Raw genomic sequence first — 22,320 nt, forward strand, 5'->3', positions numbered from 1 at the left:
CCTGTTCAATACCACCGGCAAATACAACCGCATAATGGGCATTTGCCTGGGTGTTGCCGTATTAATGGGTATAGCCATGATGACCCAGATGCATAAAGTGTATGGACCGCAATTGTGGTTCCGGATAAAGATCGGTTTGCTGGTAGTGCTGCTGGTTGTAAGGATCCTTTACTCCCGGAATCTCGGTCAGCTTAAGAAAGGGATCAACGATGAAATAAAGGTCTCATTTGCCGACCTCCGGAAAAAGATCTCGCTTTTTCAGTTGCTTTCGATCGTTATTATTGGCGGGATCATTATTTTAAGTGTATGCAGATTCACTTAAGCTGTTCACACAGGGGTGGCCACTTTAAACCGGCAAAAGAAGTAACTGCCTTTGCCAACGGTTGACTCCACCCCTATTTCTCCTTCCATCGCATCGGCAAAATCCTTGCTGATGGCGAGTCCTAATCCAGTGCCTTTTTTCTCATGAATGCCGGGCACTCGGTAAAAACGATCGAATACTTTTTGTTGCAGGGAAGCATCGATACCAATACCAAAATCCTGCACGCCTATCTCAATATAACCCGCATTATGATGACTTGCTTTTACCATTATATGGTCATTCTGCGCAGAATAGCGAATAGCGTTAGTGAGGAAATTATTGATGATCCATACAGCTTTTTCTGCATCGGCCTGTACCACAGGCAATTTATCAGCGAGCTGTTGTTTTATCTGGATGTTCTTTTCCCTGGCAGCATTTTGTACTGCAGCCAATGCCTTGTTGATTATATCATTTACAGGCACGGGTTGCAGGGTCAGCTGGATCTTCCCGCTTTCTACCTGTGACAGATCGAGTAATTCACTCAGTATACGCAACAGGCGCTGGTTATCGTCTTTCAGGCTTTGCACCAGTTCTTTTTGTTCAGCGGTCAGTTGTCCTATGCGCTCATCTTCCAGCAAGCGCAAACTAAAATCTGAAGAGGCCAGCGGCGTTTTTAATTCATGGGAAATGGTGGCAATAAAATTGGTTTTGGCCACATCCAGTTCTTTATACGGGGTGATGTTCTTTAAAATAAGTACATGCCCCATTACTTCCTGCTCCTGCTGGATATCTATCTGCTCTTTGGTAAAATAGTTTTCTTTATCGTTCACTACTATCTTGAACGGCATGCCGTTCTCTTCATTGGTCAGGAACCGGAACAGGTCATTGCGTTTTTGAATATCAGCCTGTGCATGCCCTACTACATCAGCTTCTTTCATATTCAGCAATTGCAGGGCCTGTTGATTGGCAAATAACACGGTGCCATTCTTATCAATGCCAATACTGGCATCCTTTAACGAGTTGATCACCGTCTCCGCTCTTTTCTTCTCAAACATAATGCGCGCCAGGTTGCTGTGCTCGTATGCATCCAGCTGCTCAGCCATATCGTTAAATGCTTTGGCCAGTTCACCAAACTCATCACTCCGTTGCAGGTGAATGCGCTGGCTATAATTTTTATTGGCAATGGCCCGGATACCTTCCGTTAATTTGATGATGGGATTAGCGATCAACCCGGGAAAGTTTACTATGAATGTAAACCCGATCAGCAAACAAAAAGTAATGATCGTGAAGATGATCACCTTGGCATTTTCAACCGCCTTTTGCGACACGTCGTTCTTTGTGTTGATGGCGTTGAGGTTGATCTGAATGATGCGGCTGATATTCTTTTGCAGTGCCAGTTGCAATGGCATGGAGTCATCGTGTTGCAAAAATGCATTATAGTCATAGTCCAGGGCATGGGTAACATCCAACTCGCCTTTCTCGGTAACATTGTTTTCCTGCGCGGTCAGGTTTTCTTCAAACACCTTACGGGCCACTCCCCGTTCTTTTTCCCAGGTATTCAGGGCATCGAGCATTTTACGGCCGTATTCAACACTTTTATTATTATCCTTCAACACATCCCGTGACTCCAGGCTGATCATGTTAAAATAATAAAAACCCACGCCGCCTACCAGCAGCAGCAACGTGAACAGAAAACCTACGCCCAAGGCTACTTTTGTTTTAAGCTTTAATGCCATTACGATAATATAATAATATCAATATCTTTTTCAGATAAGGTTCTTAGCAATTGATTGAATAAGCTTGTCCTCAAAATTACCTGAAATAAATTCAAATGTGGTTTTCCAATACAAATCGTGGTGATCTTTTTATCGATAGCGGTTTGAATGATCTCGTTTGCAATGTGTTTGCTTTTTACCTGCACCACTTCGGCGCCCAGTTCGGTGGCCAGTTTCAGGTTATTTATCAAATGCCGTTGGGCAGCCAGGGGTATCTTATCCAGCTTTTCCCGGGGTGATTGCACATATAAAACAAACCAGTCGGCATTGTAATAGGATGCCAGCCGGCCGGTTTTACGTATGATGCGCCGGGCCGCTTCATGCGAAGATGAAATGCAGGCGAGGAAACGTTCGTGCTGCCAGGCTTTGTTCCTGGTAACCGTGTAATCTACTTTTCGTTCTACCTGGCCCGCCACTTCTTTCAACGCCAGTTCACGCAACTGCAGGATCTTCTCGGGCTGAAAGAAATTCATAAGCGCCTGTTGCACTTTGTTGTGATCGTAGATCTTTCCTTCCTGTAGCCGGGTAATCAATTCCTGCGCCGTTAGGTCGATATTCACTACTTCATCGGCCAGTTGCAATAACTTATCAGGCACCCTTTCCTTTACTTCTACCCCGGTTATTTGTTTTACCTCTACATTGATGCTTTCAATATGCTGAATATTCACTGCGGTTATCACGTCGATACCTGAATCCAGGATGTCGATTACATCCTGCCAGCGTTTTTCATTCTTACTGCCCGGGATATTGCTGTGCGCCAGTTCATCAACGATCACTACTTCAGGATGTAATAATAAGACGGCCTGCACATCCAGTTCATCCAGCTGCTTGCCCTTGTAAAAGACCTGTCGCCGGGGAATAAGCGGCAAGCCTTCAACCAGGGCATGCGTTTCTTTTCGGTTATGCGTTTCAACATAACCCACCTTTACGTTTATATTCTTTCGAAGCAGGTCATGCGCTTCCTGTAGCATCCTGTAGGTTTTGCCCACACCGGCGCTCATACCTATATATATCTTTAGTTTACCAACAACCATTTGTGTATGATGAAATTTCTTACTTCTTACCTCTTACTTCTTACTTCCTATTTCATCTAACGCCACATTCAGTCTCAACACATTCACCTTAGACGGTCCCAGCATTCCAAACAAAGGACGATCAATATGCGCCTCAACCAATTGCTTTACTTTATCTGCTGGTATTCCCCGTACAGTAGCCACCCGTTTTACCTGCACATAAGCTGATGCCGGTGAAATATCAGGATCGAGACCACTACCTGAGGCCGTTACCATTTCCGATGGTATTTCTTCTTTCTTAATACCAGGGTTGTGTACCAGGAATGAATCGATACGACCCTGTACTGTTTTCAAGTAATCAGGATTGGTTGGACCTTTATTGGAACCTGCAGAACCGGAAGCGTTATAATCTACCGCTGAAGGACGGCCCCAGAAAAATTTATCCTCGGTGAATTTTTGTCCAATTCTGGCATATCCTACTACCCTGCCATGCGCCATCACCGTCTCCCCTTTACCGCCACCTGGCGCCAGTTTACTGATCATGGCAATCAGGATGGGGAACAGGAAGGCACAAAGAACGATGAGAACAAGTGTAAGCTTTATTGAGATCAAAAAATTTTTCATTGTTACAATTTTTATCAATTACATGAATACTCCCAGCAACATATCGATCAGCTTAATACCAATGAATGGTACTATTACGCCACCTACGCCATAGATCAGCAGATTACGCCGCAACAGGGCGCTGGCGCCAATTGGTTTATAAGCTACACCTTTTAACGCTAAGGGTATCAGCATTGGAATAATGATGGCGTTGAAAATGATGGCTGATAATATAGCCGACTCCGGACTTTTCAACCCCATAATGTTCAAATGTTGCAAAGCAGGTATTGAAGCGATAAACAAAGCCGGAACGATGGCGAAATATTTGGCCACGTCGTTGGCAATGGAGAAGGTGGTTAAGGTACCACGCGTGATCAGCAATTGTTTACCGATCTCCACTACTTCAATCAATTTGGTAGGGTCGTTATCCAGGTCAACCATGTTACCGGCTTCTTTTGCAGCCTGTGTACCACTGTTCATGGCCACACCTACATCGGCCTGTGCCAGCGCGGGTGCGTCGTTTGTACCATCACCCATCATGGCCACCAGTTTACCGGATGCCTGTTCCTTGCGGATGTAGTTCATTTTATCTTCCGGTTTTGCTTCGGCAATAAAATCATCCACACCGGCTTTGTTGGCAATATATTTTGCTGTTAACGGGTTATCACCGGTAACCATCACCGTTTTTACCCCCATTTTACGCAGGCGTTCAAAACGTTCCTGTATACCAGGTTTTATGATATCCTGCAATTCGATCACGCCTTTTATTTCATTATTCACTGATACCACAAGTGGTGTACCACCGTCATTGGCTATTTTCTTTACCCTGTCTTCCACTTCCAGCGGTATGCCGTTCCCTGCCTTCAACGCCAGGTTGCGAATGGCGTCAAATGCGCCTTTACGGATCTTTGTACCGTTAGGTAAGTCTACACCACTGCTCCTGGTTTCTGCAGTAAATTTAATAAAGGTGAGCGGTGCAGCCTGTACAGATAACTTCTGATGACGGAATTGATCGAGGGTTGAATTCGGGCTGCTCAGTTTGGCAGCCAGTTCCACGATCGATTTTCCTTCCGGGGTATCATCAGCCAGCGAGCCATACACCACCATATCAATAAATTCGTTTTCTCCCACACCTTTTGCCGGATAAAAATTTGTTGCTTTTCTATTACCGATGGTAATGGTACCTGTTTTATCGAGCAAAAGCACATCCACGTCACCAGCTGTTTCAACAGCCTTTCCACTTTTTGAAATAACATTCGCCCTTAAAGCGCGGTCCATACCCGCAATACCAATGGCCGATAACAGACCACCAATAGTGGTAGGGATCAAGCATACGAATAGCGAAATGAAGGCAGCAATAGTAATAGGCGTATTGGCATAATCGGCAAATGGCTTCAGCGTTACGCACACAATGATAAAGATGAGCGTAAAGGCTGCGAGTAGAATGGTCAACGCAATTTCATTAGGCGTTTTTTGCCGGCTGGCGCCTTCCACCAGTGCGATCATTTTGTCTAAGAATGTTTCACCAGGTTGTGTGGTCACCTGTACCACAATACGGTCGCTCAGCACTTTGGTACCACCGGTCACTGATGATTTATCGCCACCAGATTCCCGAATAACCGGCGCCGATTCACCGGTAATAGCCGATTCGTCAATGGTAGCAATGCCCTCGACGATCTCTCCGTCCATGGGTATTACATCACCCGTTTCACATACAAACCGATCGTTCAACCGAAGTTGTGAGGAGGGTACTGCTTTTATTTCTTTTACGAAAATCTCACCGGGCGAAACCACCATTTTAGCAGGTGTTTCCTCCCTTGTTTTGCGCAAACTCTCGGCTTGTGCCTTTCCTCTTGCTTCAGCCAGCGCCTCGGCAAAGTTGGCAAACAACACGGTAATGAGCAGAATGGCAAACACTACCATATTATACCACAGTGCACCCTGCGTAAGGTCGTGGGTACCCAGTTGATAGATCACCACGGCCAACATCACAAACGTTCCTACCTCCACCGTGAACATCACCGGGTTCTTAATCATTAACCGGGGGCTCAATTTTACAAAGGATTGTTTGATGGCGGTATTTACAAGGGCCGGTTCAAACAATTTTATATCGCGTTTTCTTTTTGACATGATCAGTTGAACTTATTTTATTGAAAAATATTCTGCCAGCGGACCCAGTACCAGCGCAGGGAAAAACGACAGGGCATTCACAATTACAATAACGGCCAGGGTCATTCCACCGAACGTAATAGAGTCTGTACGCAATGTACCTGAAGACTCAGGAATAAATTTCTTATTTGCTAACAGTCCGACAATGGCAATGGGACCAATAATGGGTATAAAACGGGCCAGTATCAATACAATGCCGGTACTAACATTCCAAAATATATTGTTGTCGCCCAACCCTTCAAAACCACTTCCATTGTTGGCATTGGCCGACGTGAATTCATACAACATTTCTGAAAAACCATGGTAAGAGGGGTTATTCAACCAGGCCGATGGTTTCACCACCCAGGCCACATCGGGATGATGCGCCACCATGTAAGCTGCCAGCGCTGTTCCTCCCTTAACCAAAAATGCGGTGAGCAACCAGACCAGTGTTGCGATCTTTACTTCCCGGGCCTCCACTTTATGTCCCATAAATTCAGGCGTTCGTCCAACCATCAACCCGGATATAAATACAGCGATAATGATAAAAACAAAATAGTTCAGCAATCCCACGCCAACACCTCCATATAGTGCGTTGATCATCATATCAAGCAACACTACGCCACCCGATACAGGCATTAAGCTGTCATGCATACCATTTACCGAACCATTCGAGGTTGAAGTAGTAACCACGCTCCACAAGGCCGTAGCAGCGGAGCCAAATCGTACCTCCTTGCCCTCCATGTTCCCGAGATGCTGGGCGATCCCCATTTTATCGATCTCCGGATTGCCTGCTGTTTCATAATGCACATTTATACAAATAAACAACACACACAAAAAGGTCATTACACCAAAGATCACATACGCCAGCTTTTTACGGTTGATGTAAAAACCCAATGCAAAAACCAGGGCCATTGCAATAAGGACAATGCAAACGGTTTCTACCAAATTGGTAAAGTAGGTAGGATTCTCCAGCGGGTGGGCCGAATTGGCTCCAAACCAACCGCCGCCATTTGTTCCCAATTGTTTTATAGCGATCATCCCGGCTGCGGGTCCGCGTGATACCTGAACGGTATCGCCCTGCAGCGTGGTAATAGTATCCTTGCCATCAAAACTGGCCGGCGTGCCGCTAAAAGCCAGAATAAGTCCTACGATGAATGATAGCGGTAATAAGATGCGTGTAGTTGATCTTACCAGTATAGCCCAGAAGTTCCCAAGATCATTCGTGGTCTTTTCTTTCAGGCCATTAAACAAGGCGACTAAAGCGGCAATTCCGGTTGCGGCTGTTACAAACTGTAAGAATGTTATAACAGCCAACTGGGTGAAATAAGTTAATCCTGATTCACCGGAGTAGTGTTGCAGGTTACAGTTTACCAAAAAGCTGATAGCTGTGTTAAAAGCCAGATCAGGGGTTTGCCCGGGGTTGCCATCAGGGTTCAGCGGTAATTTGTCCTGGAAGATCAGCACAAAAAAAGCATACACAAACCATAGCAGGTTTATGCTGAGCATTGCCTTTAAGAACTGTTTCCAGTCCATGCTGGCGTTAGGGTTAATACCGGATACCCGGAAGATGAACCGCTCCAGCGGATTCATAAAATCGGTGATGGTGCGCTCTCCCTTAAATACTTTGGCAATATATTTTCCCAGCGGAAAAGCTACTATCACCGAAAGCAGGAACGTGATGATCACACCAAATAGTTCTGTATTCATGTTAAAGAGTTATTGTCGTGAAACGTCAAACGTGAAACGTGAAAGGCCCCAATTCGGACAGTCTTAATAATGGTGGCATTCCGAATTTTCAGAAACCCATTCACCATTCACCATTGGCCATTAACCATTAAAATTTTTCGGGTTTAATTAATACGTACAACAGGTAGCCAAAAACCAGTATCGATAAAATGAATAATGCGTTGATCATAATTATATGTTTTCAAAAAAGTCAATAGATTTATAGAACACATAGAAGCAAATGAGCCCGGATAGCAAAAGGATGAGTGTTAACATTGCTTTAGATTTTGCTCAACCAACTGCCAACCGGGTGCCGTAAAACAGGAATGGAAAGTAACAACAACAAGGAGTTAATAAACAATCAGATACAAAGGTTATACTAACAAAGGTTCATTTTCTCTTTTTTACAACCATGCCATTTTGAAAGGGTGTTTTATCAAAATGGAAAGATTTTACAACAAAAATGCATTTCTTGCATTGTAATATTTGGCCTCCGTTGCCTACTAATATTAAACCCGGAAAAAGAAAATTTCCAGGTAAGGTTAAAACCAGTAAATAAAATGAGTGCATCTACTTCACCGGCTGTATTCCACAAAAAAATTACCGCAGCAGGTATTTTGATCGCCACAGGTATTGTGTTTGGCGATATTGGTACGTCTCCTTTATATACATTGAATGCGGTTTTCCATGACCGCGTTATTACAAAGGATATTGCCCTTGGCGCTTTTTCCGCCATCTTCTGGACGCTCTTTTTTCAAACCACACTTAAATACGTTATCATCACCCTGCAGGCCGATAACAAGGGGGAAGGTGGTATTTTCTCTTTGTATGCGTTGATCCGCCGTTTTTGGGGTAAATGGTTATTGATCCCTGCCATGGCTGGTGGCGCTTTCTTAATTGCCGATGGTATTATTACCCCACCCATTTCAGTGGCTTCTGCTATTGAAGGGTTGCAAAAAATAAATCCGCATATCAACACGGTGCCAATCGTGATCGTGATCCTTATTGCCTTATTTACCTTTCAGCAGTTTGGTACTGATAAGATCGGTAAGGTGTTTGGTCCCGTGATGGTAGTATGGTTCACGTTTATTGGGGTATTGGGTGTAATGGCCCTTAGCCATGAACCAGGTGTGTTTAAAGCCCTGAACCCCTACTATGCCTATGTGATGTTGAAAGAAGTGCCGGGTGGTTTCTGGTTATTAGGCAGCATTTTCCTTTGTACTACAGGTGCGGAAGCCCTGTACAGCGATATGGGTCACTGCGGCAGAAATAACATTCGCGTTAGCTGGATCTATATCAAGATCATGCTGATCCTGAGCTATGGCGGTCAAACTGCCTGGTTGGTACAACACGTAGGTCAGGAGGTAGGTACTATCAGTCCGTTCTATCATATAGTGCCTGACGCCATCTACCTGCCTTCGTTGATCATTGCCACCCTGGCTACGATCATTGCCAGCCAGGCGCTGATCAGTGGTTGCTTTACCCTGGTGAATGAAGCCATTCGCCTGGATATATGGCCCCGTCATCGGGTATTGTTCCCCGGTCACATTAAAGGTCAGCTATACATTCCTTTTGTGAACTGGTTATTGATGGCTGGTTGTTTGGGTATGGTGGTGTACTTTAAAGAAAGTTCCAAAATGGAAGCGGCCTTTGGTTTGAGTGTTACACTTACCATGTTGATGAGTACCGTGCTGATCAATTTCTACCTGCATGCCAAACGTGTACCCACGATCTGGGTGACCCTGGTTACCGGCCTGTTCCTGTTGATAGAGTTGTCGTTCTTAACGGCAAACCTGCAAAAGGTAAAAGAAGGTGGTTGGATAACCCTGTTGATCGGTTCTGCGCTGTTTTTAGTGATGTATGTATGGCGTAAAGGCCGGGCCATTACCAATGGATTAAAGAAAATGGTTCCGATAGAAACGTATATCCCTTTATTAAAGGAGTTAAGCATTGACGAAAAGATCCCTAAATATGCCACCAACCTGGTTTATTTAACCAGTTCCGGTTCGCCCCGTAAAGTAGAAAAGACAGCCATCAATTCCATTCTGTCTAAATCACCCAAACGGGCCGACATCTACTGGTTCGTACACGTAAATGTATTGGATGAACCGTATGCCATGCGTTACCATGTTGACACCATTGTAAAGAATGACGTGTACTTCGTGGAATTCAACCTTGGATTCCGTATTGAACCGCGTATTGATTACTATTTCCAACAGGTAGTGAATGAGCTGGTAAAAACGCGCGAAGTGGATGTATCGGACCGGTGTGAACAACATTACCAGGAAAGTAAGGTCGGTGATCTCCGGTTCCTGGTTATGGAAAGTTTTCTGTCGTTCGAAAATGCGATGTCGTTCTGGAAAAACTTTGTAATGAAAAGTTATTTCAACCTCAAATGGCTGAGCGTAAAGGAATCCATCAACTTCGGACTGGACCCCAGTAATGTAACTATTGAAAAATATCCCGTGGTGGTGAATGCGGTGCAGCATCCGCCGTTGGTAAGACAGTAGTAATCGTCAATGGTGAATGGTCAATGGTGAATAGAACCCGATTCGCGAGATTAATAACTAATGCGAGAATCGGAAATTCGTGAACCCATTCACCATTCACCATTGACCATTCACCACTCACAATCCATACTCCTCCATCTTTCGATACAAAGTAGTCAATCCTATTCCCAGCAATACTGCAGTTTTTGTTTTATTCCCATTCGTATAGCGCAGTACTTTTTGAATATGATCTTTTTCTACACTGGCCAGGGTGAGGCTGGTTGAACCTTTATCCTGTTTCTGAATATCAAAAGGCAGGTGTTCAGACAGTATTGTATCTCCTTCCGCCATAATGGTGGCTCTTTCCAGCACATTGCGTAATTCGCGGATGTTTCCTTTCCAGCTATGCCGTTGCAACAATTGCAAAGCTTCTTTTTGGATATGTAAAATCGGGCGGTTTTCTTTGGCTGCATAATAGGCCAGGAAATGATTGGCCAGGGCCGGAATATCTTCTGTATGTTCGCGCAATGCCGGCAGGGAAATGGCAAATACGTTCAACCGGTAATACAGGTCCTCCCGAAAGGCGCCATCCTCTACCATTCTGTTCAGGTCTCTGTGAGTAGCCGCAATAATGCGCACATTCACTTTGGTGGTCTTTACATCCCCCAACTTTATGAATTCGCCATTTTCAATTACCCGGAGCAGTTTGGCCTGCAGGTCAATATTCATTTCCCCTATTTCATCGAGGAACAGGGTGCCGCCATCGGCCAGTTCTACCAACCCTTTTTTGTCTTTGTTGGCGCCGGTATAAGCGCCGGCCTTATGACCGAACAATTCCCCTTCCAACAGGTCTTTGGCAAAAGCGCTGCAGTTGATGGCAACAATCGCCTTATCACTCCGCTTACTGTGTGCATGAATAGCATTGGCAAATACTTCTTTCCCCGTACCTGTTTCGCCCAATAATAATACGTTGGTGTTGGCGGGCGCAATACGCTGCGCCAGTTGTACAGCTTGTTTTATGAGGGTGCTTTGACCAATGATATCATCAAATGTGTAAGTTCCTTTATCCCTGATCTTTATCGCCGATCTCTTTTGCGCAGTGGCCTTATCGAAGGCCTGGTACAGCAAGGGTACAATGCGATCATTATCGTTGCCCTTGGTAATATAATCGAATGCGCCGTTTTTGATGGCCTGCACCCCATCCTGAATATTGCCGAATGCGGTTAATAATATGATCTCGATGAGGGGATATTTTTCCTTGAGTTCTTTCACAAAACGAACGCCATCGCCATCCGGCAGTTTAACATCGCACAACACGATGTCGGGTTCTTTTTGCGCCAATTGCGCCCAGGCAGTTTTGAGGGTGCCAGCCTGCTCAACGGTAAAACCTTCCAGTGAAATGATACGGCTTAATAATTTTCGCAGCTGTTCTTCATCATCAATAAGTAAAATATTGCCGGGCATATAATGATTTAATGCCTAAAGGTAACATGCAAAAAATGAAAAAAGCCCCCGACCAAAGTCGGGGGCCCTTATATACCTATGAAGACTATTCCCTTTTTAATGTGTACTATTTCCTCTTTTCATTCGCACCGTGTCATATTATATATATTCAATATCGTACCATGCCCAAAGCGGGCGGACACCTAAAAATTGCCCCACCCTATCAAAACCAGTCGTTACCTAATGGTTTTCAATTACTTGAACTCAAAATGGGAGGATGAAAATAAATCATTTAATGCAGATTTGTAAGCGTAGGAATACGCGAATTTGTTTCAAAACAGGAATTAACACTATTTTTTGGGAAAGAAATTCACCAATCACCACTAGTCTTTTCGGTTATATACCCCAGTTTTGCCCTTCCGGCACCTGGCAACTTGTGGGGTGTACCATGTTTCTTATTACATTTGACCATCAATACCAATCAATGAGCATAACCCTGATCATTATTATTATCACAGTGCTGGTTTCCATTACTGCGTTTTCAAATGGTAAAGTTTTCAATGATTTTATTTTTGACCCGCCTGCCGTAACCTATGATAAACAATGGTGGCGTTTTTTAACCTGCGGACTTATTCACGCTGATTATGGTCACCTGATCTTTAATATGTATGCGTTTTATATGTTTGGCGAAAGCGTGGAGCGCAGTTTTATAATGGTGTTCCAGGAGAAAGGAAAGCTGCTTTACCTGCTATTATATATTACGGCATTGTTTGCCTGTTTGGTGCCTACCTATTTAAAACACCGCACCGATGGTAATTACAGAAGTCTGGGTGCTTCCGGCGCTATTTCGGCGGTTATCTTTGCCTATATCGTTCTTAACCCATTGCAAAAAATAGGACTGATATTTTTACCTCCACAATGGGGATTGCCAGCCTTTGTTTTTGGTATTTTATACCTGGTAATATCTTCTTACCTCGACAAACGGGGTGGCGGTGGCATCAATCACTCGGCCCACATTTTTGGCGCGCTGTATGGGATTGCGTTTCTATTTGTTACCAGTTACCTGCTGTCTGATTACCATGTGCTGGAAGAATTCATGCAAAAAGTACGTTTTTTTGCTAGCCGTTATTCATAAGCTTTATTCGCAATACCTGTTTGGTTGATTCGGTTATTTTAAACCGGTCATCGATGCGAAGGCCTACTACCCACAGGATCTTCTTATTGCTTTCGAGCACCCATACTTTTTCTTTATCGGTCATGGATAACTTTTGATCGATAAAGAAACGGGCAAGCTTTTTCTTCTTTTTTAAACCAAGCGGGTAAAAATAATCGCCCTTTTTCCATTTGCGAAGCAACAACGGGAACTGCAAGGTGCCTTGATCTATTAAAGCTACAGCAGGGTCATTGACCAATTGAACGTTTTTGTTTTTTAACTGCTCCAATTCAAGTGCGCCATTTTCAAATACGATCCGGTCTTCATCGGCGTCTATTACCAGGGTTTGCGCCTGTTCCAATTGTGCCGCGGCAATAATAAGCCAGCGCCTGTTTTTAATAATGCGATGGGTAGCCGATTGTACATAGCGGCCCGATTCGCTCCCCAACAACCTGATCACTTCTTCTGTTTGTGCTGCGGAAAAACCAAAGTCACTGATGATCTCGTACACAATGGAATGCAGAGGTTCCGCCTTTTGCAATTTCAAGATGGGAATATGCACTTCTTCGCCTTTATATTCCAGCAGTTTTTTCTTGTGTAATGCAAGGGCTTGTTCGTACAATTGTTCCATATCGGCAAAGCGGCGCAGGTTAGCCGCCAGGTTATTTTCTGCTTCGGGGTAAATATGCTGCACCAGCGGAATAAGCTGGTTGCGGAAATAATTTCGGGAATATTTGTCAAGCGCATTAGAACTGTCTTCCACCCAGTTTAATTCATTTTCAGTAGCAAACAGTTTCAACTCCTGTTTACGGGCAAACAATAATGGCCGTACTATGTGGCCTTGTTTGGGCAGCATGCCCCGCAAACCGTGAATGCCGGTGCCCCGGAAAAAATGCATCAGCATGGTTTCGATGTTATCATCTAAGTGATGCGCAGTGAGGAGAACAGTAGGGAGTACTGAGTGCTGGCCTTCCAGTTCTAAGTCGTGAATCGTGAATCGTGAATCGTGAATTGCCGATTGCTCCCGGCTAAGCATGGGACCGATTGCTGGATTCAGCAATTCAGCAAACCACCCGTATCTCAATTCTCTGGCAGCTTCCTGAATAGACAACTTATTCTTCTCTGCAAATTCCGCTGTATCAAATTCCTTTTTTAAAAACGGGACCTTATAATGTTGGGCAAGCTGTTGCACAAAAGCAGCATCGCGCTCACTTTCCTCCCCTCTCAGCTTAAAGTTGCAATGGGCAATAATAAATGAATAGCCTGCCTGTTTGCACAATTCGCACAATGCCACCGAATCAACTCCACCACTCACGGCCAGTAGTAAGGTATCACCCCGTGAAAAAAGATGGTTATCAGAAATGTATTGTTGAAATCGTTGCAGTAGACTCATGCAGTAAATTAAAAAGTTAGTTCCTCATGCGCAATTCTTAGCTCGCCATAAGCATGGTTATCACCTGCTTTTTTGGCGGCCTCCATTCCCTTTTCATACCATTGTATAGCCGCGTTAGTGTCGCCTGTACGCTCTAATAATTTGGCCAAATGGTAATAAGAACCAATATAACCGGGATCTTGTGTAAGGATTTCCTCAAAAATTTCCCGGGCTGTTTTATCGTCCTCCAGCTTTACGTATTCCAATGCCAGTGCGTGTTTCAGAAAACTGTCGTGGGGGTTGGCCTGCAAAAATTCCTTCAGTTTGGTTATACGGTCCATTATGCCTCAATTAAAAAATCAATAAAATATCAAAATGTATCTTTATGGCTCTTATATTTGTATACATGATGGTTGCATAAACAACCAATGAAACCAATAAATCATTTGCCAATGAAGATATTAGTTTGTATCAGCAAAACGCCGGATACCACGGCAAAAATAGCTTTCACCGATAACAATACGAAATTTGCGCAGGACAACGTACAGTGGATCATCAATCCGTACGACGAATGGTATGCACTGGTTCGCGCTATCGAACTGAAAGAAAAAGATCCTGCAACTGTCTTACATCTTATAAATGTTGGTGGCGCCGATGCCGAACCGGTTATCCGCAAGGCCCTGGCCCTTGGTGGCGATGAAGCCATTCGGGTAAACACCACCAGCACCGATAGTTTTTACATTGCTTCGCAAATTGCCGAAGTAGCCAAACAAGGCAACTACGACCTGATTTTTACCGGCAAAGAAACCATCGATTTCAATGGGTCTTCCATTGGCGGTATGGTGGCCGAACTGCTCGATCTGCCTTATGTATCGCTGGCCGTAAAATTTGAATTAAATGGCACTACCGCTACCATTACCCGCGAAATTGAAGGTGGCGAGGAAGTGTGTGAGGTGAATTTACCCGTGGTGGTTAGCTGTCAGAAAGGAATGGCCGAACAACGTATCCCCAACATGAAGGGTATTATGGGCGCCCGCACCAAACCATTAAAAGTGCTGGAACCCGCTACTGCCGATACGCTCACTACGGTGGCCAGTTTTGAATTACCACCGGCCAAAGCCGGGGTTAAACTGATCCCTGCTGATAACCCGGCAGAGTTGGTGCGCTTACTCCACGAAGAGGCGAAGATCATTTAATTACAAGTTGACTAATCACAATCAGCAAATTGCCTTGTCAACTTTTCAACTTGTTAACTTATCAACTTAAACTTCATGTCTGTACTAATATTCATAGATCAGGCCGATGGCCATGTAAAAAAAGCTTCTTACGAGGTATTAAGCTATGGCGCAAAAGTAGCAGAACAATTAGGTACTACTGCCGAAGGGGTGGTATTGGGTGCTGTGGCTGCCGACCAATTATCGGCGCTTGGTAAATATGGGGTAAAAAAGATACACCATGTGGCTAATGATACCCTTAATCACTTCGATACACAGGTTTTTACCAACGTAATTGCCCAGGTAGCACAAGCTGCCGGCTCAAAAGTGATCATATTTTCAAACAACGTTGATGGTAAAGCTATCGCCCCGCGTCTGAGTGCCCGCCTTAAGGCCGGACTGGTTCCCGGCGCTGTAGGTTTACCCGAGACTACCAACGGTTTTACCGTAAAGAAAAACGTTTTTTCAGGTAAGGCTTTTGCAAATCTTACCATCAATTCCGATATCAAGATCATTACCCTTAACCCCAATTCGTACCAGGTGATTGAAGGCAGCAGCGGTTCTGCCGAAGTGGCGCCATTTAATGCAACCGTTGATGCGTCAAAAGTGAAAATAAAAGCGGTAAACAAGGCCAGTGGCGAGGTACCGTTAAGCGAAGCCGAAGTTGTGGTAAGCGGCGGCCGTGGCTTAAAAGGCCCCGACAACTGGGGTTTGATCGAAAACCTGGCCCATGCCCTGGGTGCAGCCACCGCCTGCAGCCGTCCTGTCGCGGATGAACACTGGCGCCCGCACCATGAACATGTTGGACAAACCGGTCTTACTATTGCGCCTAATTTATATATTGCAGTTGGTATTTCGGGCGCCATACAACATCTGGCCGGAGTGAACCGAAGCAAGGTGATTGTGGTTATAAATAAGGACCCCGAAGCCCCCTTCTTTAAAGCGGCCGATTATGGTATTGTGGGTGATGCATTTGACGTAGTACCCAAAATTACGGAAGCGGTAAAAAAGCTGAAAGGAATGGCATAAATTAACCTGGTATATTCAATGAAATGATGCTAAAGGATTTGGGCTCATTTTTTGAATAAAAACCCTTAGTTTCGTGCTTTCGTTATGAAGAAAATAGAGTTGGAAATAGTTGCCTTATCACACAGCATAACACAAACTCATTCTTATGCCGTGGTGCTAGGAGAAGTAAACGGGTTGCGTCGCCTTCCCATCGTAATTGGTGGTTTTGAGGCGCAGGCGATAGCTGTGGCCTTGGAAAAAATGCATCCAAGCCGCCCGCTCACGCATGACCTGATGAAAAATTTCATGAATGCCTTTAACATTGATCTTCAGGAGATCGTGATCTGCGATCTGCAGGAAGGCATTTTCTATTCTAAGCTTATTTGTGTAAGTGAACACGATACTGTAGAAATTGATTCTCGTACATCCGATGCGCTGGCCCTGGCCGTGCGCTTCGGATGTCCTATATATACCTACGATAATATTCTCGAAAGCGCCGGTATTTTGATGGAAGACCCATCTGGCAAGAAAAAACAGCCCCGCGAAGCCGTGGCCGCTGAATCTTCTGCCGGTACCGACGACTTAAAAACACTGACACTGGATGAGTTGAACACCTTGCTGAACGAGGTGTTGGAACAGGAAGATTACATCCGGGCCATTGCTATCCGTGACGAGATCAACACTCGCAAAAGAAAAGGCTAAATACTGATCTTGCGATTTGGAGATTTCCGGATTTTACCAAATCACAAAATCCCGCAATCCCAAAATCACAAAATTCTTCCGGTGGTTGTTTTTCCCAATTGCAAAATAAATCTCGGGCTTCATGTTGTTCGCAAACGTGAAGATGGTTACCATGACCTGGAAACCGTTTTTTACCCGTTGCCTTTAAGGGACGCCCTGGAAGTTGTGAAACGGCAATCGGCAATCCCCGACAAGTCGGGGCAGGCTGGCAATCGGCAAGAACAATCCGAGCCTGTTGCGCTTCACCTGAGCGGTTTGATCGTGCAAGGCTCCGCAGCAGATAATCTTTGTGTTAAAGCATACAATCTACTTAAGAAGGATTATCCTCAACTGGATGACATTGAACTGTACCTACATAAGGCCATTCCCATGGGCGCCGGATTGGGGGGAGGTTCTGCCGATGGCGCTTTCACCCTGCAAGCACTTAACGATAAATTTCAACTGAACCTGAGCCGTGAAAAGCTATTGGATTACTCTCTGCAACTTGGAAGCGATTGCCCGTTCTTTATCATCAACAAACCCTGTTATGCAACAGGACGTGGTGAATTGCTGCAAAGCATACCACTCGATCTGTCTGCTTATTCTTTTCTGGTAGTGCATCCGGGGGTTCACATCAATACCGGTTGGGCTTTTTCACAACTCACTCCTGCCCCATCACCCCAACCTTTACCCGAAATCATTCAGCAACCGATTGCCAGCTGGCGCAACAGCCTGACGAATGATTTTGAAGCGCCGGTTTGTAAACAATACCCCGCCCTGCAAGCCATCAAAGATGCATTGTATGAAGGTGGCGCCCTCTACGCCTCCATGACGGGCAGCGGGTCCTGTTTCTATGGCATATTCCCTAAAAACCAGCTCCCCGCCCTGCAATGGCCTTCCCAATACGCTGTATTTGAGCTGAAATGAGTTGTCTATTCATTCAGTAGTTTAATACAATCATCATTTTAACCCCTCGCCTAAATTGATTATCTTTGCACAAATAGCTTTTGTTATCAATTACAAAGTCTACATACCACATTTCCTTCATTATAATCTCGATTTTTTGAATCATCGAGGATAACTAATGCCGTCCCGACCCTGTCGGGAGGTTAATGGCATGTCCCTATGCCTGTTTGGTCAACCTTTTACAATATATTTTACTGGTCTCACGGCTAATTTATAATTTATTATTTCACCTGTTTATGGTTTCTACTTTATCAGAAAAAACGAAGCATTATCTCGGGCTTGAAGAGCAATATGGCGCGCATAATTACCATCCCCTGCCTGTGGTGCTGGAAAAAGGTGAAGGTGTGTATGTATGGGATGTTGATGGCAAACGCTATTATGATTTCCTGAGCGGCTATTCAGCCGTAAATCAGGGTCATTGCCACCCAAAGATCATTGCGGCCTTTATGTTGCAGGCGCAACAACTGACGCTTACTTCAAGAGCATTTTATAACAACGCCCTGGGCGAATATGCCGAATTCATCACCGGTTATTTTGGTTATGATAAAGTGCTGCCTATGAACACGGGGGTTGAAGCAGTTGAAACAGCTATAAAACTGTGCCGGCGCTGGGGCTATGCCGTAAAAGGCATTCCTGAAAACAAAGCTACCATCATTGTATGTGGCGAAAATTTTCATGGCCGTACCAGTACCGTCATTTCATTCAGTACCGATCCGTCTTCACGCAACCAGTTCGGTCCGTATATGCCAGGCTTTACGGTTATTCCTTACAATGACCTGCCTGCTTTGGAAAAAGCATTACAGGATCCCCATGTAGCTGGCTTCCTGGTTGAACCTATACAGGGTGAAGCTGGTGTAGTATTGCCCGCTGAAGGTTACCTGTCGCGTGCCAAACAATATTGTGAAACAGCCAATGTGTTGTTCATGGCCGACGAAATACAAACCGGCCTTTGCCGTACAGGTCTTATGCTGGCTTGCGATCATGACCATGTTCAACCTGATATCTTAATCCTGGGTAAAGCATTAAGTGGTGGTACCCTACCCGTTTCGGCTGTACTGGCAAACGATCCTATTATGTTAACCATTCACCCCGGCGAACATGGTTCTACCTATGGTGGCAATCCACTGGCATGCCGGGTGGCGATTGAATCGCTGCGGGTGTTGAAAGAAGAGAACATGGCTGCAAACGCCATGGCTATGGGTGAGTTATTAAGAAAAGAATTACAGGCTTTGGCCTCACCATATATTTCCCTTATCCGCGGTAAAGGTTTGTTGAATGCTGTTGTAATTGATCATACTGACAAGAACGCGGCCTGGAATTTATGTTTAACTTTAAAAGACAACGGGCTGCTGGCGAAACCTACGCATGGCGATAAGATCCGTTTTGCACCACCGTTAATTATTAACCGTGACCAGATCATGGAGTGTGTTCAGATCATAAAAAAGAGCCTGGAAAGTTTATAAGCAATGGAACATCAGGAAGAACATTTACAAAGCGCCGCATGGCTTACTGATATTGTAATTGGAATGAGCGATGGGCTCACCGTACCTTTTGCCCTGGCTGCAGGCTTAAGCGGCGCCGTTAGTTCAACCGGCATTATTGTCATTGCCGGTATTGCTGAGATCGCCGCCGGTTCCATTGCCATGGGACTGGGCGGTTACCTGGCAGGCAAAACCGAAATAGATCATTATAACAGCGAGCTAAAGCGTGAATACAGGGAAGTGGAACAGGTTCCTGAAAAAGAAAAAGAAGAGGTCAGGGAGTTTTTTGAAAATTTAGGTTTAAGCGAAGACATACAAAAACAAGCTGTAGAAGAAATAGCCAGGGACAAACAAAAATGGGTCGACTTCATGATGAAGTACGAACTTGGATTGGATAAACCTGATCCAAAACGCGCCACAAAATCTGCTATGAATATCGGTTTATCATATGTGGTGGGCGGATTAGTTCCATTGAGTCCATACTTCTTTATCAATACACCCGTAGATGCGTTGAAGATATCCGTACTGGTTACACTAATTTGTTTGTTTATATTCGGCTATTTCAAAAGCCGCATGACGGGCATTCATCCCTGGGCAGGGGCTTTACGTGTAATGCTTATTGGTGCTGTAGCAGCGGGGGCAGCATTTGGGGTGGCGAAGATATTCCAATAAAGAAAAATTTATATATTAGTGGAAAGAAAGAGCAATGGACGACAGCAAAAAACACTATACCCTTGAAGAGTTTCTTCAAATGGAACGTGAACCAGGCGTGGAATATCAATACCATGCAGGAGAAGTTTGGGAAATAAAAGAAGCTGCAGTGTCGTACAATAAACAACATTATACCGTTGAAGAATACCTTGAAATGGAACGTGCTTCTAACATGAAGCATGAATACTATCAAGGCGAAATATTTGCCATGTCCGGCGCTGGCCAAAGGCACAACATTATTTTCTCAAATGTCTTTGGAGAAATTCGTCCACAGTTAAAATACTCTTCCTGCCGTCCTTATGGAAGCGATATGAGAATGCATATTCCAGAGAATACGTTGTATACATATCCGGATATCTCCATCTATTGTGGCGCCCCGACAACAACAGATAAAGAAGAAGATACACTTATTCACCCTACTATCATCATCGAGATATTATCAGAAAGCACCAGGAATTATGACCGGGGTAAGAAATTTAAATTGTACCGCGATATACCCACACTAAAAGAATACATACTTATTGATACCGAAAAAATTTGTGTGGAAGTATTTCGCATCAACGCCCATAATCAGTGGGAGAAGCAGGAATACAATAAGTTACAGGAAACGGTTCAACTTCCTGCTGTTAACGTATTTCTTCCCATGAAAGAAATTTACCTGGACACACGCCTGGCAAAAGACGTTCAATAAGTTTATCTATTTCTTCTTCGGTTCCTCTTTCAATTTAATGTCGGGGAACAACGCCATTACCATCATAAGCACTGCAGAAGCCAGCATGATCCATAAGCCGGCTAATTTATCGGGACAAATTCCGCGGTAACAACCGGAAAACATGATAAAACTTTTTATAGCGTAGGATAAAACGAGTGCGCAAATGAACATATTCCAACGCTTGGCCCATATCCGTTGTATGGCAAAAAATACAATGGTAATAATTGACATTATCACGAATACATAACCCGGCTTACCGTAAACATTATTTTCGCTAAAGAAACCGGTAAAATTCTTATTAAGATCGGGATGATAGGTCCAGGGTAAAAAACCAGCTATAACCAGAATAATAGCAGCCGCAATGCCAATCCATTGAGAATATTTCATACCCGCAAACATACTACATTACCCGTTACAGCGTACTGATCATCTCCACATCTTCCTGCTCTACCGCATTTTGGCGGGCCTTCTGACAAATAATCTTTCTTCCAACCAGCAAAACACTCAAGGCTCCTGTAGCACAGCAGGCCATTACACCCGTCATAGGCAGGGCGGTATTGTTCTGGAAAAAAGGGCCACATTGCTGTGACCCATTGAACTGTGTTCCTGGGTAAAAAATTTATTCTGTTATAAACACCGAACGGTTGGCGCCATTGTTAAACTCTACCTTGTTGCGGTTGTTCGACAGGTTAGCATTGGAAACCCTGATGTTTTCGTTCTTGTCGCCATTGATGCTAAATACCACCCCGGCATCGGGTGAATATTTAAAACCATTCAGGGTAATATTGGAGCCCGATTCAACATACACTACCGGAATTGAATTATTGCTTAATAAAGTGAGGTCCTTCATCCGGATGTCGCTGGCCTCGATGATCTCGGCCCCTTTGTTTGTTTTCAGCACTATATTATTCAGATCGATGTCTTTTACTTTCATTTCGGGCAATCCCCTGATGAAAATGCCTCTGTTGGCGCCATTGCATACGATATCGGCAATCTGAAAATTGCGGAACCGGGGCGTGGCTTCCGTTACGGGCGGCACTTCTACCTTTTCATTGGCGCCCGGCGCTTTGGCGAAGTAATACATATCGAACAGGATAGCATCCTGCACAATATCCTTCATGCGAATATTTTTGACATAAATATTCTCCACTACTCCACCCCGGCCACGGGCTGTTTTAAAGCGAAGCCCAATATCGGTACCCATGAAAGAACAGTCATACACAAATATATTGCGGGCGCCGCCACTCATTTCAGAACCGATCACAAAACCGCCATGGGCTTTGTAAACAACATTGTTGCGAATAACCACATTCTCGGTGGGCCGGCCTCTTTTTCTTCCTTCCTCATCTTTACCCGACTTAATACAAATGCCATCATCGCCTACATCGAACGTGCTGCCTTCTATCAAAACATTTTTGCAACTCTCCACATCAATGCCATCGCCATTCTGCGCATAATCGGGATTCTTTACAAAAAGATTACG

Annotated in this window: 22 protein-coding genes; 10 read left to right on the forward strand and 12 right to left on the reverse strand. The window is 44.5% G+C overall.

Annotated elements, in window-relative coordinates:
* A partial coding sequence (locus ACJ751_RS18130) for a hypothetical protein (RefSeq protein WP_407746933.1) occupies window positions 1-322 on the forward strand: 322 nt, incomplete at its 5' end.
* A gap of 5 nt (window positions 323-327) precedes the next feature.
* On the opposite strand, the gene ACJ751_RS18135 is transcribed toward ACJ751_RS18130, so the two are convergent.
* The 6 genes from ACJ751_RS18135 to kdpF form a co-directional block, all read right to left on the reverse strand.
* Window positions 328-2,037, reverse strand: coding sequence for an ATP-binding protein (locus ACJ751_RS18135; RefSeq protein WP_407746934.1), 1,710 nt, complete (start codon window positions 2,035-2,037; stop codon window positions 328-330).
* Window positions 2,037-3,110 (reverse strand): sensor protein KdpD, encoded by a 1,074-nt coding sequence (locus ACJ751_RS18140; protein ID WP_407746935.1) that lies wholly within the window; start codon window positions 3,108-3,110, stop codon window positions 2,037-2,039. The genes ACJ751_RS18135 and ACJ751_RS18140 overlap by 1 nt, the downstream gene beginning before the upstream one ends.
* A gap of 33 nt (window positions 3,111-3,143) precedes the next feature.
* Window positions 3,144-3,713, reverse strand: a complete 570-nt coding sequence (locus tag ACJ751_RS18145; RefSeq protein WP_407746936.1) for a K(+)-transporting ATPase subunit C — start codon at window positions 3,711-3,713, stop codon at window positions 3,144-3,146.
* Window positions 3,714-3,731: 18 nt separating this feature from the next.
* The gene (gene kdpB / locus ACJ751_RS18150) at window positions 3,732-5,822 is read right to left on the reverse strand and encodes a potassium-transporting ATPase subunit KdpB (protein WP_407746937.1); all 2,091 of its coding nucleotides are present in this window, start codon (window positions 5,820-5,822) and stop codon (window positions 3,732-3,734) included.
* Between the two features lie 12 nt (window positions 5,823-5,834).
* Entirely contained in the window at window positions 5,835-7,550 is a 1,716-nt protein-coding gene (gene kdpA / locus ACJ751_RS18155; RefSeq protein WP_407746938.1) for a potassium-transporting ATPase subunit KdpA, read from the reverse strand.
* A 127-nt stretch (window positions 7,551-7,677) separates the two neighbouring features.
* Window positions 7,678-7,758: a K(+)-transporting ATPase subunit F gene (kdpF, locus tag ACJ751_RS18160; protein WP_014220321.1), complete on the reverse strand. Its 81-nt coding sequence runs from the start codon at window positions 7,756-7,758 to the stop codon at window positions 7,678-7,680.
* Window positions 7,759-8,128: 370 nt separating this feature from the next.
* Here kdpF and ACJ751_RS18165 point away from each other — a divergent pair, with 370 nt between their 5' ends.
* The gene (locus ACJ751_RS18165) at window positions 8,129-10,078 is read left to right on the forward strand and encodes a KUP/HAK/KT family potassium transporter (protein ID WP_407746939.1); all 1,950 of its coding nucleotides are present in this window, start codon (window positions 8,129-8,131) and stop codon (window positions 10,076-10,078) included.
* 117 nt (window positions 10,079-10,195) lie between these two features.
* Here the strand turns inward: ACJ751_RS18165 and ACJ751_RS18170 are convergent, their stop codons facing one another.
* Entirely contained in the window at window positions 10,196-11,521 is a 1,326-nt protein-coding gene (locus ACJ751_RS18170; RefSeq protein WP_407746940.1) for a sigma-54-dependent transcriptional regulator, read from the reverse strand.
* 463 nt (window positions 11,522-11,984) lie between these two features.
* On the opposite strand from ACJ751_RS18170, the gene ACJ751_RS18175 reads away from it, so the two are divergent.
* Window positions 11,985-12,635, forward strand: a complete 651-nt coding sequence (locus tag ACJ751_RS18175) for a rhomboid family intramembrane serine protease (protein WP_407746941.1) — start codon at window positions 11,985-11,987, stop codon at window positions 12,633-12,635.
* Here ACJ751_RS18175 and tilS read toward each other — a convergent pair.
* On the reverse strand, window positions 12,619-14,046 hold the full coding sequence (gene tilS, locus ACJ751_RS18180; protein WP_407746942.1) for a tRNA lysidine(34) synthetase TilS: 1,428 nt from the start codon (window positions 14,044-14,046) through the stop codon (window positions 12,619-12,621). The two genes, ACJ751_RS18175 and tilS, sit on opposite strands and share 17 nt — an antisense overlap.
* Window positions 14,047-14,054: 8 nt before the next feature.
* The gene (locus ACJ751_RS18185) at window positions 14,055-14,366 is read right to left on the reverse strand and encodes a tetratricopeptide repeat protein (RefSeq protein ID WP_407746943.1); all 312 of its coding nucleotides are present in this window, start codon (window positions 14,364-14,366) and stop codon (window positions 14,055-14,057) included.
* A gap of 111 nt (window positions 14,367-14,477) precedes the next feature.
* On the opposite strand from ACJ751_RS18185, the gene ACJ751_RS18190 reads away from it, so the two are divergent.
* From ACJ751_RS18190 to ACJ751_RS18220, 7 genes are all read left to right on the forward strand, one after another.
* Window positions 14,478-15,221 carry an electron transfer flavoprotein subunit beta/FixA family protein gene (locus tag ACJ751_RS18190; RefSeq protein ID WP_407746944.1) on the forward strand — a complete coding sequence of 248 codons (744 nt, stop codon included), beginning with the start codon at window positions 14,478-14,480 and terminating at the stop codon, window positions 15,219-15,221.
* A gap of 75 nt (window positions 15,222-15,296) precedes the next feature.
* On the forward strand, window positions 15,297-16,268 hold the full coding sequence (locus tag ACJ751_RS18195) for an electron transfer flavoprotein subunit alpha/FixB family protein (RefSeq protein ID WP_407746945.1): 972 nt from the start codon (window positions 15,297-15,299) through the stop codon (window positions 16,266-16,268).
* Window positions 16,269-16,352: 84 nt separating this feature from the next.
* Window positions 16,353-16,949, forward strand: a complete 597-nt coding sequence (locus ACJ751_RS18200; protein WP_407746946.1) for a bifunctional nuclease family protein — start codon at window positions 16,353-16,355, stop codon at window positions 16,947-16,949.
* An 81-nt stretch (window positions 16,950-17,030) separates the two neighbouring features.
* Window positions 17,031-17,894 (forward strand): 4-(cytidine 5'-diphospho)-2-C-methyl-D-erythritol kinase, encoded by an 864-nt coding sequence (ispE, locus tag ACJ751_RS18205; RefSeq protein WP_407746947.1) that lies wholly within the window; start codon window positions 17,031-17,033, stop codon window positions 17,892-17,894.
* Window positions 17,895-18,169: 275 nt separating this feature from the next.
* Window positions 18,170-19,396 (forward strand): ornithine--oxo-acid transaminase, encoded by a 1,227-nt coding sequence (gene rocD, locus ACJ751_RS18210; protein ID WP_407746948.1) that lies wholly within the window; start codon window positions 18,170-18,172, stop codon window positions 19,394-19,396.
* A gap of 3 nt (window positions 19,397-19,399) precedes the next feature.
* Window positions 19,400-20,086 (forward strand): VIT1/CCC1 transporter family protein, encoded by a 687-nt coding sequence (locus tag ACJ751_RS18215; protein WP_407746949.1) that lies wholly within the window; start codon window positions 19,400-19,402, stop codon window positions 20,084-20,086.
* A gap of 34 nt (window positions 20,087-20,120) precedes the next feature.
* The gene (locus tag ACJ751_RS18220) at window positions 20,121-20,816 is read left to right on the forward strand and encodes a Uma2 family endonuclease (RefSeq protein ID WP_407746950.1); all 696 of its coding nucleotides are present in this window, start codon (window positions 20,121-20,123) and stop codon (window positions 20,814-20,816) included.
* A 6-nt stretch (window positions 20,817-20,822) separates the two neighbouring features.
* Here the strand turns inward: ACJ751_RS18220 and ACJ751_RS18225 are convergent, their stop codons facing one another.
* The 3 genes from ACJ751_RS18225 to ACJ751_RS18235 form a co-directional block, all read right to left on the reverse strand.
* Window positions 20,823-21,224, reverse strand: coding sequence for a hypothetical protein (locus tag ACJ751_RS18225; protein WP_407746951.1), 402 nt, complete (start codon window positions 21,222-21,224; stop codon window positions 20,823-20,825).
* Window positions 21,225-21,249: 25 nt separating this feature from the next.
* Window positions 21,250-21,381, reverse strand: a complete 132-nt coding sequence (locus ACJ751_RS18230) for a hypothetical protein (protein ID WP_407746952.1) — start codon at window positions 21,379-21,381, stop codon at window positions 21,250-21,252.
* Between the two features lie 75 nt (window positions 21,382-21,456).
* The coding region (locus ACJ751_RS18235) for a glycoside hydrolase family 28 protein (protein ID WP_407746953.1) at window positions 21,457-22,320 on the reverse strand (864 nt) is incomplete at its 5' end.

It is taken from the genome of Niastella sp. (genome assembly GCF_045805085.1).
Taxonomy (GTDB): Bacteria; Bacteroidota; Bacteroidia; order Chitinophagales; family Chitinophagaceae; genus Niastella.

Coding starts and splice junctions, on each gene's coding strand:
- ACJ751_RS18135 (WP_407746934.1), bottom strand. CDS start 2,037: ATGGCATTAAAGCTTAAAACAAAAGTAGCCTTGGGCGTAGGTTTTCTG.
- ACJ751_RS18140 (WP_407746935.1), bottom strand. CDS start 3,110: ATGGTTGTTGGTAAACTAAAGATATATATAGGTATGAGCGCCGGTGTG.
- ACJ751_RS18145 (WP_407746936.1), bottom strand. CDS start 3,713: ATGAAAAATTTTTTGATCTCAATAAAGCTTACACTTGTTCTCATCGTT.
- kdpB (WP_407746937.1), bottom strand. CDS start 5,822: ATGTCAAAAAGAAAACGCGATATAAAATTGTTTGAACCGGCCCTTGTA.
- kdpA (WP_407746938.1), bottom strand. CDS start 7,550: ATGAATACAGAACTATTTGGTGTGATCATCACGTTCCTGCTTTCGGTG.
- kdpF (WP_014220321.1), bottom strand. CDS start 7,758: ATGATCAACGCATTATTCATTTTATCGATACTGGTTTTTGGCTACCTG.
- ACJ751_RS18165 (WP_407746939.1), top strand. CDS start 8,129: ATGAGTGCATCTACTTCACCGGCTGTATTCCACAAAAAAATTACCGCA.
- ACJ751_RS18170 (WP_407746940.1), bottom strand. CDS start 11,521: ATGCCCGGCAATATTTTACTTATTGATGATGAAGAACAGCTGCGAAAA.
- ACJ751_RS18175 (WP_407746941.1), top strand. CDS start 11,985: ATGAGCATAACCCTGATCATTATTATTATCACAGTGCTGGTTTCCATT.
- tilS (WP_407746942.1), bottom strand. CDS start 14,046: ATGAGTCTACTGCAACGATTTCAACAATACATTTCTGATAACCATCTT.
- ACJ751_RS18185 (WP_407746943.1), bottom strand. CDS start 14,366: ATGGACCGTATAACCAAACTGAAGGAATTTTTGCAGGCCAACCCCCAC.
- ACJ751_RS18190 (WP_407746944.1), top strand. CDS start 14,478: ATGAAGATATTAGTTTGTATCAGCAAAACGCCGGATACCACGGCAAAA.
- ACJ751_RS18195 (WP_407746945.1), top strand. CDS start 15,297: ATGTCTGTACTAATATTCATAGATCAGGCCGATGGCCATGTAAAAAAA.
- ACJ751_RS18200 (WP_407746946.1), top strand. CDS start 16,353: ATGAAGAAAATAGAGTTGGAAATAGTTGCCTTATCACACAGCATAACA.
- rocD (WP_407746948.1), top strand. CDS start 18,170: ATGGTTTCTACTTTATCAGAAAAAACGAAGCATTATCTCGGGCTTGAA.
- ACJ751_RS18215 (WP_407746949.1), top strand. CDS start 19,400: ATGGAACATCAGGAAGAACATTTACAAAGCGCCGCATGGCTTACTGAT.
- ACJ751_RS18220 (WP_407746950.1), top strand. CDS start 20,121: ATGGACGACAGCAAAAAACACTATACCCTTGAAGAGTTTCTTCAAATG.
- ACJ751_RS18225 (WP_407746951.1), bottom strand. CDS start 21,224: ATGAAATATTCTCAATGGATTGGCATTGCGGCTGCTATTATTCTGGTT.
- ACJ751_RS18230 (WP_407746952.1), bottom strand. CDS start 21,381: ATGACGGGTGTAATGGCCTGCTGTGCTACAGGAGCCTTGAGTGTTTTG.